Annotated in this window: 14 protein-coding genes and 1 pseudogene; 10 read left to right on the top strand and 5 right to left on the bottom strand. The window is 69.9% G+C overall.

Annotation, left to right across the window (positions count from 1 at the left end; translation table 11 throughout):
* The first annotated feature begins 84 nt into the window (after positions 1 to 84).
* The 4 genes from QSK25_RS30000 (at position 85) to QSK25_RS29985 (ending at position 5,219) form a co-directional block, all read left to right on the top strand.
* Positions 85 to 942, top strand: a complete 858-nt coding sequence (locus tag QSK25_RS30000) for a hypothetical protein (RefSeq protein WP_285643185.1) — start codon at positions 85 to 87, stop codon at positions 940 to 942.
* A 193-nt stretch (positions 943 to 1,135) separates the two neighbouring features.
* The gene (locus QSK25_RS29995; RefSeq protein WP_285643184.1) at positions 1,136 to 1,975 is read left to right on the top strand and encodes a hypothetical protein; all 840 of its coding nucleotides are present in this window, start codon (positions 1,136 to 1,138) and stop codon (positions 1,973 to 1,975) included.
* Between the two features lie 148 nt (positions 1,976 to 2,123).
* Entirely contained in the window at positions 2,124 to 3,455 is a 1,332-nt protein-coding gene (locus QSK25_RS29990) for a serine/threonine-protein kinase (protein ID WP_285643182.1), read from the top strand.
* Between the two features lie 120 nt (positions 3,456 to 3,575).
* The gene (locus QSK25_RS29985) at positions 3,576 to 5,219 is read left to right on the top strand and encodes a serine/threonine-protein kinase (RefSeq protein WP_285643180.1); all 1,644 of its coding nucleotides are present in this window, start codon (positions 3,576 to 3,578) and stop codon (positions 5,217 to 5,219) included.
* A 7-nt stretch (positions 5,220 to 5,226) separates the two neighbouring features.
* Here QSK25_RS29985 and QSK25_RS29980 read toward each other — a convergent pair whose 3' ends face one another.
* The gene (locus QSK25_RS29980) at positions 5,227 to 6,129 is read right to left on the bottom strand and encodes a LysR family transcriptional regulator (protein ID WP_285643179.1); all 903 of its coding nucleotides are present in this window, start codon (positions 6,127 to 6,129) and stop codon (positions 5,227 to 5,229) included.
* Positions 6,130 to 6,210: 81 nt separating this feature from the next.
* On the opposite strand from QSK25_RS29980, the gene QSK25_RS29975 reads away from it, so the two are divergent.
* From QSK25_RS29975 to QSK25_RS29965, 3 genes are all read left to right on the top strand, one after another.
* On the top strand, positions 6,211 to 7,137 hold the full coding sequence (locus QSK25_RS29975) for a DMT family transporter (protein ID WP_285643178.1): 927 nt from the start codon (positions 6,211 to 6,213) through the stop codon (positions 7,135 to 7,137).
* 121 nt (positions 7,138 to 7,258) lie between these two features.
* Positions 7,259 to 7,678, top strand: a complete 420-nt coding sequence (locus tag QSK25_RS29970) for an SsgA family sporulation/cell division regulator (RefSeq protein ID WP_285643177.1) — start codon at positions 7,259 to 7,261, stop codon at positions 7,676 to 7,678.
* Positions 7,679 to 7,934: 256 nt separating this feature from the next.
* Positions 7,935 to 9,218: a serine/threonine-protein kinase gene (locus QSK25_RS29965; RefSeq protein ID WP_285643176.1), complete on the top strand. Its 1,284-nt coding sequence runs from the start codon at positions 7,935 to 7,937 to the stop codon at positions 9,216 to 9,218.
* On the opposite strand, the gene QSK25_RS29960 is transcribed toward QSK25_RS29965, so the two are convergent.
* Genes QSK25_RS29960 through QSK25_RS29950 form a run of 3 tightly spaced genes read right to left on the bottom strand, consistent with a single transcriptional unit; the run spans position 9,211 to position 11,615 of the window.
* Complete coding sequence (locus QSK25_RS29960) at positions 9,211 to 9,792, bottom strand: phosphatase PAP2 family protein (protein ID WP_352236541.1); 582 nt, start codon at positions 9,790 to 9,792, stop codon at positions 9,211 to 9,213. The two genes, QSK25_RS29965 and QSK25_RS29960, sit on opposite strands and share 8 nt — an antisense overlap.
* A gap of 6 nt (positions 9,793 to 9,798) precedes the next feature.
* Positions 9,799 to 10,449: a response regulator gene (locus QSK25_RS29955; protein ID WP_285643175.1), complete on the bottom strand. Its 651-nt coding sequence runs from the start codon at positions 10,447 to 10,449 to the stop codon at positions 9,799 to 9,801.
* Positions 10,446 to 11,615 (bottom strand): ATP-binding protein, encoded by a 1,170-nt coding sequence (locus QSK25_RS29950; protein ID WP_285643356.1) that lies wholly within the window; start codon positions 11,613 to 11,615, stop codon positions 10,446 to 10,448. The genes QSK25_RS29955 and QSK25_RS29950 overlap by 4 nt, the downstream gene beginning before the upstream one ends.
* Positions 11,616 to 11,747: 132 nt before the next feature.
* On the opposite strand from QSK25_RS29950, the gene QSK25_RS29945 reads away from it, so the two are divergent.
* Positions 11,748 to 12,929: a PspC domain-containing protein gene (locus QSK25_RS29945; protein WP_285643174.1), complete on the top strand. Its 1,182-nt coding sequence runs from the start codon at positions 11,748 to 11,750 to the stop codon at positions 12,927 to 12,929.
* Complete coding sequence (locus QSK25_RS29940) at positions 12,922 to 13,116, top strand: hypothetical protein (protein ID WP_285643173.1); 195 nt, start codon at positions 12,922 to 12,924, stop codon at positions 13,114 to 13,116. The genes QSK25_RS29945 and QSK25_RS29940 overlap by 8 nt, the downstream gene beginning before the upstream one ends.
* A gap of 44 nt (positions 13,117 to 13,160) precedes the next feature.
* On the opposite strand, the gene guaA is transcribed toward QSK25_RS29940, so the two are convergent.
* Positions 13,161 to 14,720 carry a glutamine-hydrolyzing GMP synthase gene (gene guaA / locus QSK25_RS29935; protein ID WP_285643172.1) on the bottom strand — a complete coding sequence of 520 codons (1,560 nt, stop codon included), beginning with the start codon at positions 14,718 to 14,720 and terminating at the stop codon, positions 13,161 to 13,163.
* Between guaA and QSK25_RS45485 the strand changes: the two are divergent.
* A pseudogene (locus QSK25_RS45485) lies at positions 14,710 to 15,189 on the top strand (aminoglycoside phosphotransferase family protein); the annotation flags it as partial. The gene guaA and the pseudogene QSK25_RS45485 sit on opposite strands and share 11 nt — an antisense overlap.
* Positions 15,190 to 15,312: the final 123 nt, after the last annotated feature.

The following is a 15,312-nucleotide window of genomic DNA, read 5'->3' as shown; positions in this document are numbered from 1 at the left end:
TGAAGTTCGTCCGGACACTGGCGTGTTCACGCGGAGCCACGGTACGCATTCAGGCGGACACGGACAGTACGGAGGACCAGAGCAGTGCAGCGTCCCGCGGCGACGACCGGACGGCGGCACAACCGCGCCGGCTCGATCAGCGTGGCCGAGCTGATCAAGCAGCAGCCGACCTCCATCCGCATCCTCTCCAACGAGGATGCCGCCACAGACGCACTGGTCACGTCCCTGCTGGGCCCCACGGAGAACATGACGGCGACGACCGCCGTGATCCCCGTCGTCCCCGGTCGCCGCAGGCGCACCGCGACGCCGAGCAGAGCCGGCCGGGTCGCCGGACTGGTCACGGGCGCGGTCCTGCTCGTCTCGTCCATCGCGGGTGCGGCGATCCTCGCGGGCAAGCGGCCGGAGAACGTCGGCGTGCCCGTCTCGGAACGGCCCGTGGCGCTGTCCGGCTCGAGCGCGCTGCGCCCGGACGTCCTCTCGGCCCAGCTGCCGAACGACCGCCCGCCGCCGCAGACCACCGACGCCGCCGTGCCCATGCCGCAGCCGTCCGCGTTGCTGCTGGAGGACAACGCCCAGCAGGAGTCCGCGGCGCAGGCGACGTCCGAACCGGCCACGCCCGAGGTCTCGGTCGGCCCGTTGCCGCAGGTGGACGTGGTGAAGAAGTTCTACGAGCTGCTCACGACCAAGCCCGGCGCCGCGGCCAAGCTGCTCTCGCCCGAGCTGGTCGGCGGGAACCCCGCCGAGTTCGTGCAGTCCTGGGGAAAGATCAAGACGGTCAACGTCGACCAGACGTCGGTGCGGCCGGACGGATCGGTGCTCGCGGTCGTCTCCATGCAGGAGGCGGACGGCAGCTGGCTGCGGATCGAGCAGCTCTTCTGGCTCACGTCAACGACCCAGCCGCGGATCGTCGGCACCGAGGTCCTTTCGGCGCAGCGGAGTTAGGTCGCGCCCAACTGAGTTCGCCGTTCGCAGTCGAACGGTGACCGTTCGTCTCTGAAACTCTGTTTCGGACGTGAAAATTCCCCCGAAGGGGTTACATCTCGGGTCACGATTCGGTATCCATGTTCCCGCCAGTGCGCGAACGCGAACTTGGAAGGGTGAACGAGCGGTGTCGATTGAGGACCATCGTCGGCGGTTGACCGGATCTGCCGAGTCGACCGGACAGCTGTCGGTCGCCGAGCTGATCGCCCGTCGCGAGGCGGAGACCGCGGAGATCCCGGTGATCACCGACGACATCACCCCGGAGGCGTTCGAGCCGACGGTCAAGTTCAAGCCGGTCAAGGTGCCCGGCAAGCTCAAGAAGCAGCCCATGAAGGAGCTGCACATCACCGAGCTGCTGCGCCGCGAAGGCCGTGCCGACGACACCCAGCGCGGCGGGTTCACCGTCGGCAAGCTGGCCGCCGCGGCCAGCGGTGGCGTCATCATCTGCGGTTCCGTGGCGTTCGCCGCCTCCTCGTGGCTGTCCTCGCCGGACGAGCGCCCGCTCGCCGAGGTGCGGTTCGACGAGCGCGCCCAGGCCCGCGGCGCGAGCGCCGGCACCGAAGGCGTCGTGAAGCTGCCGTCGAACAAGACGCAGCAGGCCGACGCGACCGAGACGCCGCAGGCCGAGACGACGACCTCGGACCCGACGACGCGCGTCGCGCCGTACGTGCAGACGCAGCAGCAGCGTCCGACGCAGCAGCAGACCCAGCAGACGCAGGCGCCGTCCACGGAGACCCCGACCTCCACCGCGCCGTCGACGTCCACCGAGACGAGCACCCCGAGCACGCCGCCGTCCAGTGAGACGCCCGCGCCCCCGAGCTCGTCCACCACGCCGCCGAGCAACAGCACCAGCACCCCGCCCAAGTCCGAAACGCCGCTGCCGCCGACCTCCAACCCGGTCGACGTGAGCGTGGACCTCGGCCTCCTCGACCCGGTGCTCAACACCGTGGGCGACACCGTCGGCGGATTCGACTTCTTCGCCCCGGCGAACTGAGGCACGACAGGTAGCTCAGCGGCGGCCCCCGGCAGGTACCCTGTGCGGGCAATTCCGGACGACCCGTTGACTACCGCACGAGGAGCACGAGCGTGGGATCTGCTGCCGCAGCCGCAGTCACGCCTTCGAGCACCCGCGAGGTGAGCTTGTGACGACGTCCGGAACATCGGACGGCCGTCTGATCGCCGACCGCTACCGCTTCCTCGACCGCATCGGCTCCGGCGCGATGGGCATCGTCTGGCGAGCCCACGACGAACGCCTCGGCCGCGAGGTCGCCATCAAGCAGTTGCTGCTGGCGCCCGGCCTGGACGAGAAGGAACAGGACGAGGCCATCCAGCGCGCCATGCGCGAGGGTCGCATCGCCGCGAAGCTGCACCACCCGAACGCCATCGCCGTGTACGACGTCGTCGAGGAAGACGGCGTCCCGTGCCTGGTCATGGAGTACCTGCCGTCCTACAGCCTCGCCGACGCGCTGGCCGAGGGCGGGCCGATGGACCCGGTCGAGGTCGCGAGCATCGGCGCCCAGTGCGCGGCGGCCCTGGCGGCGGCGCACGCGGCGGGGATCGTGCACCGCGACGTGAAGCCCGGCAACGTGCTGATCGCCGAGAACGGCGTCGTCAAGATCACCGACTTCGGCATCTCGCGCGCGTCCGACGACATCACGGTCACCAAGACCGGCCTGATCGCCGGCACGCCCGCGTACCTCGCGCCGGAGATCGCGCGCGGCCAGGATCCGACGCCGGCCTCGGACGTCTACTCGCTCGGTTCGACGCTGTTCGCCGCGATGGAGGGCGAACCGCCCTATGGAGTGAGCGAGAACACTCTCGGTGTTCTGCACGCCGTCGCGGCGGGGCGGATCAACCCGCCGACCGTCGACCACCCGCTCGCCGACACGCTGCTGTACCTGCTCAACTTCGAGCCGGCGGACAGGCCGACCATGGCGCAGGCGCGCGACGTGCTGAACGCCGTGGGGCACGGCCGGTCGCCGTCGTTCACCGGACTGTCGGTGGTGGCCGGACCCGACCCGACGACGATCGTGGAGCCCGAACGGACCCGCGTGGTCCGCCCGGCACCCCGCACGTCGCCGCCGCGGACCGCTCCGCCGATGGCACCGACCAGGCCTCAGGAGAACAACAGGCCGCTGGTGATCGCGGCGGTGGTTCTCGCGTTGTTGCTGGTAATCGGCGGTTTGATGGTCGCGCTCGGGGTCTTCAACAAGGAACAGAACACGCCGTCGGCACCGCCCGCGAGCAGCTCGCAGACGGTGGAACCGACGTCTTCGTTGCCCGAGGTGACCACAACCACCCCCGAGGCAACGACAACGCCGCAAACGACGTCTAGCACTACGACGACCACAACCACCACAACGACGACGCCTCCACCACCGTCGTCCTCGTCGACCACTACGACGACAACAACCACCACCACTACGACGACCACTGCGGCCACGACCACAACGCCACCGCCTCCTGCGGGCTAAGCGTCGCTACGCCGTACAAATCTCGTAAGGTGGGTACCCGCACCTAATGGGGTGAGCTGAACCCGAAGGTGTGATCATCCGTTGAACAGAGAGCAAGTGACCGCACAGCGGGGAGCAACTGTGACCGATGATGGCCGATTGGTCGCTGGTCGCTACCGATTGAGCCAGCGGATCGGCAGTGGCGCCATGGGCGTCGTCTGGACGGCACACGACGAACGTCTGCACCGCACCGTCGCGGTCAAGCAGCTCCTCCTGCAGCCCGGGCTCGCCGAATCCGACACGGACGAGGCGAAGAGACGGGCCATGCGCGAGGGCCGCATCGCGGCGCGCCTGCAGCACCCGCACGCGGTTGCCGTCTACGACGTGGCCGAGGACGACAGCCAGCCGTGGCTGATCATGGAGTACCTGCCCTCGAAGAGCCTCTCCGCGGTGCTCTCGGAGCGCGGCACGCTCCCGCCGCGTGACGTGGCGTCGATCGGCATGCAGGTCGCCTCCGCGCTGGCCGCCGCGCACAACGCCGGCATCGTGCACCGCGACATCAAGCCGGGCAACGTGCTGCTCGGCGACGACGGCACCGTCAAGATCACCGACTTCGGCATCTCGCGCGCGACCGGTGACGTCACCGTCACCGCGACGGGCATGCTCGCGGGCACCCCCGCCTACCTCGCACCCGAGGTGGCGAAGGGCTACGACCCGGGCTCGCCGTCGGACGTCTTCTCGCTCGGGTCGACGCTGTACGCGGCGATCGAGGGCGAACCGCCGTTCGGGCTGAGCGAGAACACGATCGCGCTGCTGCACAAGGTCGCGTCCGGCAAGGTGAACCCGCCGCGCAACGCGGGTCCGCTGACCGCGCTGCTGATGCGCCTGCTGCGGGCGGAGCCCGAGGACCGGCCGACGATGGCCGAGGCACGGGACGCGCTCGCCGCCGTCGCGAACGGTCAGGCCGCCCCCGCGTTCACGCCCGCCGTGGTCGCCCCGACGCACCCGCCGTCGTGGCGCGGTGCGCCCGTGCAGCAGCCGCAGCAGCAGGCCGCCACGCGCGCCCTCCCGCCGCAGCAGCACGTCCAGCAGCAGTCCCCGCCGCCGAACGCGACGAGGGTGGACCTGGGCACGCCGCCGCGTCCCATGCCCACGCAGCAGGCGCCGTCGAACCACCGCCCGGCCGCCGCACCGCAGTACTCGCAGCGCCCGAAGCAGTCGCGGCCCTCCGGGCTCGCGTCGGTCTCGAAGAACAAGAAGTCGACGGTCATCACCGCGCTCGCCATCGTGGCGGCCGCGGTCATCGGAATCATGTTCGCGAGCATGATCTCCGACAAGACCGGTGGCGGCACGGACAACAACGCCGGCGCCAACACGTCGACGCAGCAGACGAACGGCAACAACCCGACCAACCCGTCGACGGAGGACAAGTCGTCTCCGCAGGCAGGCAACTGGACGGAAACGCCGACCGACGCGAACAAGAAAGACCTGCTGACGGACTACTTCAAGCTCGCGGCCACCAAGCCCGACCAGGCGTGGGCGATGGGCAACGCCAACTTCCAGGGGCAGTTCCAGGGCGGCCTCGAGGGCTTCAAGACGTTCTGGGGCGGCTACAAGTCGGCCAAGGTCACGAGCGTCGAGGAACGGCAGCCGTACTACTTCGTGGTGACCCTCGAGGTCGAGAAGAAGGACGGGTCGAAGTCGTCGATGCAGCGGCAGTGCTCGCTGGAGTGGCGTTCGCCGAACTTCATGCTGAGCTACGACAAGCCGTTCGGCAACGCCTGACGCGCTTTCAGGAGGCCCGCGCCGCCTTCTCCAGGGCTTCGGCCAGGGTGAGGACGGCCGGGTTCCAGGCGGCGTCCTCGCGGTAGACCACGTGGATGTGCCGGACGGGCTCGGGATTGCGCACCTTGCGGAGCACGACTCCGGGGTGCGCGTAGCCGAGCCCGAGCCGCGGGATGATCGTGACGCCCAGCCCGGCCGCCACGAACCCCTGCGCGGTCGCGTAGTCGTCGCTCTCCACCGCCACCTGCGGCGAGAAGCCCGCACCCGCGCACGCGTTGCGCACGAGGCTCGCGCACGGTCCCGGAGTGCCGCAGTCGGCGTCGATCCACGGTTCGTCGGCCAGTTCGGCCAGGTCCAGCACGCGCTTGCGGGCGAGGGCGTGGCCGCGCGGCAGGACGGCGTAGAACGGGTCGGCGAGCAGGTGCCGCGCCACCATCCCCTCCGGTGCCGGGGCGTCGGGTTCGAGGACGGTGATGGCGACGTCCGCGCGGCCCGCCGCCAGCTCCTCGAACGGGTCGTTCGGCTCGGTGAGCTTGAGGTCGAGTTCGACGCCCGCGCGTTCGGCGCGGAAGGTGGCCACCGCGGGCGGCACGAGCGCCGCTCCGGCCGTGGCGAAGTAGCGGACGCGCAGGGTGCCCGCGCAGCCGTTGCGCAACGCCGTCAGGGCGCTCTCGGCCTCGGCCAGCTGCTCGGCGAGGCGGGTGGCGTGCTCGGTGAGCAGACGGCCCGCGGCGGTGGGCCTGACGCCCCTGCCGACGCGTTCCAGCAACGGCAGCCCCGCCTGCTTCTCCAGGCCCGCCACCTGCTGCGACACCGCCGACGGGGTGTAGCCGAGGTTCGTGGCGGCCGCGGTGATGGAGCCCGAGCTCACGACGGCCCTGAGCACCTGCATTCGTCGCACGTCCAGCATGGTCAGACCTTACAGCGGTGCTTAAAGGTTTCCCAGAACAATTAAATTGTTTTCAGGTGTCGCAGGGCGCATGGTTGATGTGTGAACCAACGCGGAACGTTGATCAGGATGGGCGTGCTCGCCCTGCTGTGGGGATCCAGCTTCCTGTGGATGAAGCTCGCGCTCGGCTCGCTCGCGCCGTTGCAGATCTCGCTCGTGCGGACGTTCTTCGGGGCGCTCGTGCTGTTCGTCGTGCTCGCCCTGGCGAAGATGACGCTGCCGCGCGACCGGGAGATCTGGGGTCACATGCTCTTCGTGGCGCTCTTCGGCAGCGCCGTCCCGTTCACGCTGTTCGCGTTCGGCGGCCAGACCGTCGACTCGGGCGTCTCCGGCGTGCTGAACTCCACGACCCCGCTGTTCGCGCTGGCCATCGGCCTCGTGCTGGGGTCGGAGAAGATCAGCAACCTGGTCCGGATGCTCGGCCTCGGACTCGGCTTCGCCGGCGTGCTGCTGATCTTCGCGCCGTGGCAGTCGGCCAACAGCATCGCGAGCTGGGGCGCCGTGCTGTGCCTCATCGGCGCCGCGAGCTACGCGATCGGCTACTCCTACGCCGGGAAGTACCTGGTCAACACGGGTGCGACCTCGACGCAGCTGGCCGCGATGCAGCTGACCACCGCGATGGGGATGCTGATCCTCGCGCTGCCGTTCGGGGGCCTGCAGCCGCTGCACCTGCACTGGATCGGCGTGGTCGCCGTGACGGTCCTCGGCGTCTTCGGCACCGGCGTCGCGTTCATCCTCAACTACCGCGTCATCGCCGACGAGGGTGCCACCACGGCGACTACCGTCGGTTACCTTCTGCCCGTGGTTTCGGTACTCCTTGGAGCGATCTTCCTCGGAGAGCAACTCAACGCAAGGGTCGTCGTCGGCATGCTGGTGGTCCTGCTGGGCGTCGCGCTGACCCGTCGCAAGCCCGTCTCGGCTGGTCAGACCGTCTCACCAAACGAGACGCGTGACCTGGTCAAACGCTGAAGGGTGAGACGCACGTCTCCCCCAATAGGATGGTTCCGAGACGAATCGCGTCCTTATCGAGCTGGTTGGCCGTCTCCTCTTTGTGAGCGGACATGGAGACCAGTCTGGGAAGGACATCGACATGAACAACGAAAACCTGAAGGTCACCAGCCGGACGACTTTTCAGCTCCTCGCTCCCGGAGCGGCCCCGGCCCCCGTCGAGGCCGAACTCGTCTACGACCCGGAAGACCCCTACGCGGTCGCCGTCGTCTTCTTCACCGGCTCCGGCCGCGTCGAGTGGATGTTCGCCCGCGACCTGCTCGCCGACGGCCTGCTGACGCCGTCCGGTGAGGGCGACATCCTGGTCCGCCCGGCGTCCGACGACCCCGAGCGCGTCCTGGTCGAGCTGAACGCGCCCACCGGGTTCGCGATCCTCAGCGCCGTCGCCGAGGACGTGGCGGAGTTCCTGGACAACTCGTACGACGTCGTCCAGCCGGGCGAGGAGGACCTGTGGATCGACTTCGACCGCGAGCTGCAGAAGCTGGTGTCGACGATCGACTAGTGGTTCCCCGGTGGTCCTGCGAGGGCGCGGGACGAGGTGCCGGCACGCGGGGCAGCGTGGCCGACCAGCTCGTCACCTTCAGACCACCACGATGCGGTGCCGGACGCTGTGGGCAGCGGCGGAGGGCACGTCTCACCAGGTCCGGGCGAGTCAACGCAGCGAGTCCCCACCGGCGAACTCGGCTCGGAGCGATCTGCACCACCCCTTGCGCGGGGAACCAGGGATGCTCGTCTCCGCGATTGATTAGTCTCAGGGTGTGACAACCATCGGGGGCCGCTACACGCTGATCGAGCGCATCGGCAGCGGAGCGATGGGCGTCGTGTGGCGTGCACGGGACGAGGTCCTGGCTCGCGAGGTCGCCGTCAAGCAGCTCGTGACCGGCGATCACCAGCGGGCGATGCGGGAGGCGCGCAACGCCGCCCGGCTGCACCACCAGCACGCGATCGCGGTGTTCGACGTCGTGGGCAGCGACGACGAAGAGCCGTTCATCGTCATGGAGTACCTGGCCTCGCACAGCCTGTCGGCGCTGATCGCCGAACGCGGGCCGCTCAAGCCGGCGCAGGCGGCGAGCATCGGCGCCAAGGTCGCCTCTGCTCTCGCGGCGGCGCACGCGGCGGGGCTCGTTCATCGCGACATCAAGCCCGGCAACGTCCTGATCGGCCACGACGGCACGGTCAAGATCACCGACTTCGGCATCTCCAAGGCCACCGGCGACGGCACGATGACCGACACCGGCATGATCTCCGGCACTCCCGCCTACCTGGCGCCCGAGGTGGCGCGCGGTGAGCAGCCGGACGAGGCGTCCGACGTGTTCTCGCTCGGCGCCACCATCTACACCGCCATCGAGGGCGAGTCGGTGTTCGGGCCGAGCGACAACAGCTTCGGCCTCATCTACCGGGCGGCGAGCGGGCAGCTGCGCGACCCGAAGAACGCCGGTGAGCTCACGCCGTTGCTGATGCGGCTGCTCTCGCAGGAACCGAAGGACCGGCCCACGGCGCAGGAGGCGGCAGATCTGCTGGGCGCCGAGCCGCAGCCTTCGCAGCCGTTGCTGATCCCGCCGCAGCAACGCAGGCTCAAGCCTCCGAACCGGCGGATCCTGATGATCCTCGCGATCATCGGTGTGCTGGCGGTGGGCGGTGGCGCGGCCGCCGCGTACTGGAACGGCACGAATGGCGGCACGCCGACGCACCAGTCGGAGTTCCCGCCGGTGTACGACTCGCCCGTCTACTTCACGGCGGACCAGGCGAACTACTTCGTGCAGGAGCACTACCGCCTGCTGCCGGAGAACGCCGAGAAGGCCTACGAGAACCTCAGGGGCGCCGCGGCCGAGCCGAGGGGCGACTACCTCAAGCGGTGGAGCACCTACTCGGACGTCGTGGTGTCCGGCCCGGGAACGGTCCGGTCGGAGGGCGCGAACTGGATGGTCAGCATCCAGTTGAGCACCACCAAGAACGGCACGACCGAGCTCGGTACCTACGACATCGAGGTCGGCAACGTCGACAAGCAGATGAAGATCGTCAGCACCAAGCGCGTCAGCTGAGCAGCCAGAACACCCCGCCGCCGACGACCACGCCCATCACGGACCCGGCGAGCACCTGACCCGTCGTGTGGTCACCGAGCTCGACGCGCGACCACGAGACCAGCGCCGCGGGCACCGCCAGCAGCAGCCACCACGGGCCGAAGACGATCGTCAGCGTCACGACGGCGGCCCAGGCCACGGCCGCGTGCAGCGAGATCTTCCACTTCAGCCCGAACGTGATCGCCATGCTGACGATCAACGACGCGAACATGCTGCCCGCGAGCGCGAGCATGTTCCGCGGGGCGTCGCCCAGGACCATGATCACCGTGCCGGCCGCCAGCGACGCTCCGGCCGTGACCAGTGGAACCAGCCGGCCCTCGCGGTTGGTGACGTGGTGCCCGTCCCACTTGCCTTTTCGGGCTCCGCGCACGATGACGGCCATCGGGATGACGGACGCCGTCAAGGCGACGACGAACCCCCACAACAACGTCTTCCAGATGCCTTCGGTCGCATGCGCGACGGCGAACGGCAACAGGACCACCCAGACCCACGGCGCCAGCACCTCGGTGGCACCGCGGGCGACCTTTTTGATCAAAGCCCCTCAGACCAGTCTGCGATCCGTCGCCCAGCGGGAGAGCTCGTACCGGTTGGAGAGCTGGGTCTTCCGCAGGACGCTCGACACGTGCGTCTCCACCGTCTTCACGCTGATGAACAGCTCGGACGCGATCTCCTTGTAAGCGTAACCACGGGCCAGCAGCCGCAGGACGTCGCGTTCGCGCGGCGTCAGCAGGTCGAGCTCGGGGTCGCTGATCGGCGCGGCACCCGGCCGGTCGGCGAACGCGTCCAGCACGAACCCGGCGAGCCGCGGCGAGAACACCGCGTCGCCCTCCGAGACCCGCACGACGGCCTTGACCAGCTCCTGGCTGGAGATCGTCTTGGTCACGTAGCCGCGCGCACCGGCGCGGATGACGTTGATGACGTCCTCGGCGGCGTCGGAGACCGACAGCGCGAGGAACGTGACCTCGGGGATCTTGGTGCGGATCTGCCGCAGCACCTCGGCGCCGCCGCCGTCGGGCATGTGCACGTCCAGCAGCACGACGTCCGGCCTGTGGTGCGCGATGCCCGCGACCGCCTCGCCGACGCTGCCGGCCTCGCCGACGACCTCGACCTCCTCGGTGATGCTGTCGAGCTCCGCCCGCACCCCCGCGCGGAACAGGGCGTGGTCGTCCACCAGGAACACCCTCACGCTCACGTCCTGGCCTCCTGCTTCCTCGGCATCTCGAGCTGCACCTCGGTCCCCTCTCCCGGAGCCGTGCGCAGTCGCACCTCCCCGCCGTGCCTCGTCATTCTCCCCCGGATGCTCCCCGCGAGGCCATGCCGGTCCTCCGGAACGGCGTCGGGGTCGAAGCCCTTGCCGCGGTCGCGCACGAAGACCGTCACCTTGTCCGGCTCGACCTCGGCGTAGACGCTGACCTCACCCACCCCCGCGTGCTTGGCGGCGTTGACCATCGCCTCCTTCGACGCCTGGACCAGTGCGAACATCCCGTCCTCCAGCTCGCAGTCCCCGACCACGACCTGCGAGACGGCGATGGCGAAGTCGTCCTCGACCTCCGCGCACACCTGGGCGATCGCGACGCTCATCGAGTGCGGCTGCTCGCCCACCTCACGGCCGTAGAGCCAGCTGCGCAGCTCGCGTTCCTGGCTGCGGGCCAGGCGCTTCACCTCGCGTGACGACTCGGACTGCTTCTGGATCAGGGCCAGCGTCTGCAGCACCGAGTCGTGCAGGTGGGCGGCGATCTCGGCGCGTTCCTCGGTGCGGATGCGCGCCCGCCGTTCCGAATCAAGGTCGCGCACCAGGCGCATCCACAGCGGCACGGTCAGCACGGCCACGCCGACCAGCGTCGCGATCACCGAGAGGAACACGGTCGACAGGTTCTGGACGGTGTCGTTGACGACGAGGAACGCGGCGACCCCCGCCACGACCAGCGCGCCACCCGCCACCGTCCGCACGATCCCCGCCTTGCCCTGCGCGAACGCCCCGTCCTTCCAACGGCGGCGCTGCGCCTCGTCGGCCTCGCGCCACACGACCGCGGCGCCGATGAGCGCGACCGCGATCGGCCCGGTGATCCACCCGCTCCACGCTCCCCCGAGCAGGCCGGTGAACACCGCGACGCCGACACCGAGAGCGGCCAGGCCGACGGCCTGCTGCCACTCCTTGCGGTCCTTGTCGGTCTCCGGTTCCGCCACCGCCGACTGCGGGACGAACATCCACAGCAACGCGTAGGCGATGATCCCGACCCCGCTGAACGCCGCGAACACGGCGAACACCGCGCGCACCCAGAAGACGGGTGCGCCCAGGTGGTCCGCCAGTCCGCTCGCGACGCCCGCGACCACCCGGCCGGTGCGCCGGCGGCGCATCGGCTCAATCCGTGCACTCACCGACCGATCGTCACACGTCCCGGCGAGTTGTTCATCAGGGATGACCCCGGTTCCCTGAATCAGGGCTGGTCCCTGATGTGGTTTCGCGGGCCGTCGCGCAAGGTTGTCATCGTGAGCGGGACTGAGAAGGCAGTGCAGGGCGTGGCGGACACGCTCAGAGAGTTCTGGGCCCACCGTCCGGTGCGGCCCCGTGCAGGGCGCAAGCTCGGAGGCGTCGCCACCGGGATCGCCCTGCGCTTCCAGATCGACCCGGTGATCGTCCGGATCGCGTTCGTCGCGCTCGCCCTGTCGGGCGGCGTCGGCCTGCCGCTGTACCTCGCGGGCTGGCTGCTGCTGCCGGAGGAGGGCGACCAGGTGTCGCCGCTGGAGTCGTTGCTGCACAAGGGACACAGCTCCGCCTCGTCGTCGACGACGGTGTTCGTGGGCATCCTGATGTTCCCGGCGCTCGCCTACATGTTCGGGGAGAACGGCGGGTTCCAGGTCTTCGTGACGCTGGCCGCGGCGGTCGCGTGCATCTACCTGCTGCAGAAGAACCGCGGGCACCTGCAGCCGGCCGCGACCCTGCCCGACCCGGCGACCGCGCCGACGCCACCGGTGCCGGGCGCGCCGGCCTGGGACCCGCTGGGCGCCGCCCCGTTCGCCTGGGACCTGCCCGAACCGGCCCCCCGGCCGCAACCCCCGGCCCCACGTCCGCGCAAGTCGCGCATCGGCGCCACGACCCTGGGCGTGGCCGTCCTGACCGTGGCCGCGTCCGCGATCCTCGGCGCCTGGGTGCCGTGGTTCACCGTGGCGCACACCATCGGCCTCGTGCTGGCCGTGCTCGCGGCGGGCCTGCTGATCGGCTCGTTCACCGGCGGTGGCCGCAGCCTGATCTGGCTGATGATCCCGCTGTCCGTCGCCGGCTTCGCCCTGACCGCGGTCGACTTCGACGGCGAGACCCGCATCAGCAGCTTCGACGACAAGCCGCAGAGCATCACCGACGTGCGGGACCGCTACGAGACGAGCGTGGGCAGCGTCCACCTCGACCTGCGCGACCTGCCGGACACCGGTGAGGTGAAGACCGCGATCGACGTCGAACTGGGCGAGGCCGTGGTCCGGGTGCCACGCGACGCCGACGTGACGTTCAGGTGCGAGGCGTCGTCCATCGGTGAGCTCGACTGCCTCGGCAAGCGGGCGGAAGGCAGCAGCGTGGCCGTGGACGGCCGCGACCTCGGCGACAACGGCGAGGGTGGACTGAAGATCGATCTCGACGTGCGGTCGAGCGTCGGAGAGGTGCGGGTGCTCCGTGACTGAGCAGGGAATGCGGCGGCGGATCGACCCGCTGACGCTGGTCTTCGGGATCGGCGGCGGGCTGATGGCGGCCTACGTGCTGACCGGCGGGTCCTTCTGGTTCGACTTCCGGTGGGCGCTGGGAGGGACGGCCATCGTGGTCGGGCTGGTGCTGCTGACGAACTCGCTCAGGCGAAAGACCCACGAATGAGAAAAGGGCCCCGGTCACCGACCGGGGCCCTTCCTCTTACGTCTCTACTCCCACTCGATGGTGCCCGGCGGCTTCGACGTCACGTCGAGCACCACGCGGTTGACCTCGGCCACCTCGTTGGTGATCCGGGTCGAGATCCGCTCCAGCACCTCGTACGGCAGGCGCGTCCAGTCCGCGGTCATCGCGTCCTCCGACGACACCGGCCGCAGCACGATCGGGTGCCCGTAGGTGCGGCCGTCGCCCTGCACGCCCACGCTGCGCACGTCCGCGAGCAGCACGACCGGGCACTGCCAGATGGTGCGGTCGAGGCCGGCCGCGGTGAGCTCCTCGCGCGCGATGGCGTCGGCCTGGCGCAGCGTGTCGAGGCGGTCCTGGGTGACCTCGCCGATGATGCGGATGCCGAGGCCAGGGCCGGGGAACGGCTGGCGCTGCACGATGGTCTCGGGCAGGCCCAGTTCGGTGCCGACGCGGCGGACCTCGTCCTTGAACAGGGCGCGCAGCGGCTCGACCAGTTCGAACTGCAGGTCGTCCGGCAGGCCGCCGACGTTGTGGTGCGACTTGATGTTCGCGGTGCCGGTGCCGCCGCCGGACTCGACGACGTCCGGGTAGAGCGTGCCCTGGACGAGGAAGTTGTAGTCGCCCTCGGCCTTGAGGTCGCGCTCGGCCTGCTCGAAGACGCGGATGAACTCGCGGCCGATGATCTTGCGCTTCTCCTCCGGGTCCGTGACGCCGGCGAGGGCGTTGAGGAAGCGCTCGCGGGCGTCGACGGTCACCAGGCGGATGCCGGTGGCGGCCACGTAGTCGCGCTCGACCTGGGCACGCTCGCCGGACCTCAGCAGGCCGTGGTCGACGAACACGCACGTGAGGCGGTCGCCGATGGCGCGCTGGACCAGGGCCGCGGCGACGGCCGAGTCGACGCCGCCGGAGAGGCCGCAGATCGCCTTGCCGTCCCCGATCTGCTCGCGGATGCGGGTGACCTGTTCGTCCACGATGGACGACGTGGTCCACTGCGGACGGATGCCCGCGATGTCGTGCAGGAACCGCCGCAGCACCTCCTGGCCGTGCGGCGAGTGGTGCACCTCGGGGTGGTACTGGACGCCGGCGAAGCGGCGTTCGGTGTCCTCGAACGCGGCGACCGGCGCGCCCTCGCTCGTCGCGGTGACGGTGAAGCCCTCGGGTGCCTTGGTGACGGCGTCGCCGTGGCTCATCCACACCGGGTGGCTCGCCGGGAGCTCCTGGTGCAGCGCGCCGCCCTCGGTCGGGACGCTCAGGTCCGTGCGGCCGTACTCGCGGGTGCCGGTCTGCTCCACCGCACCGCCGAGTGCGCTCGCCATCGCCTGGAAGCCGTAGCAGATGCCGAAGACCGGGACGCCGGCCTCGAACAGCTTCGGGTCGACCTGCGGGGCGTTCTCCGCGTACACGCTCGACGGGCCACCGGACAGAACGATGGCCAGCGGGTTCTTGTCGAGCATCTCGCTCACGCTCGCGGTGTGCGGGACGACCTCGGAGTAGACCTGGGCCTCGCGGACGCGGCGGGCGATCAGCTGCGCGTACTGGGCGCCGAAGTCGACGACGAGAACAGGGCGGTTGCTGGTGTCGGACACGCCGCCAAGGATCTCATGCGTGAACGAGGAACTGCTGACCGGTGGCGGGCTGAACCAGGTGATCAGGGTGGGTGAGGCGGTGCGCAGGCCGGCCGGGCCGTGGGCACCGCGGGTGCACGAGTTGTTGCGGCACTTGGCACCGCTGGGGATCGCGCCGGTTCCGCTCGGGCTGGACGCTGAGCACGAACTGCTGAGCTATCTGCCGGGTGAGGTTGGCCACGTGCCCCCTCCGGATGACGCCGCGCTGGTCGCGTCGGCGCTGCTGCTGCGACGGCTGCACGACGAGACGAGCCACTTCGTCTCGGTGCGCGACGGCTGGCAGCACCCACCGCGTGAGCCCGTCGAGGTGCTGCTGCACGGTGATTTCGCGCCGTACAACATCGTGTTCGACCGGGGACTGCCCGTGGGAGTCTTCGACTGGGACTCGGCGCATCCGGGGCCGCGCTGGTGGGACGTGAGCTGGGCGCTGATCCAGTTCGTGCTGGCTCTCCCGGACGACCGTCCTCGCCGCACGCGGCTGTTCTGCGAGACCTACGGCGTCGAGTACGACCCCGAACACGTGCTGATCAGGCTCGACGACATGATCCGGACG

It is taken from the genome of Lentzea sp. NBRC 102530 (assembly GCF_030269365.1).
Taxonomy (GTDB): Bacteria; Actinomycetota; Actinomycetes; order Mycobacteriales; family Pseudonocardiaceae; genus Lentzea.
The sequence above is the reverse complement of the archived record's forward strand: the minus strand, read 5'-3'. Positions and strand labels throughout refer to the sequence as shown.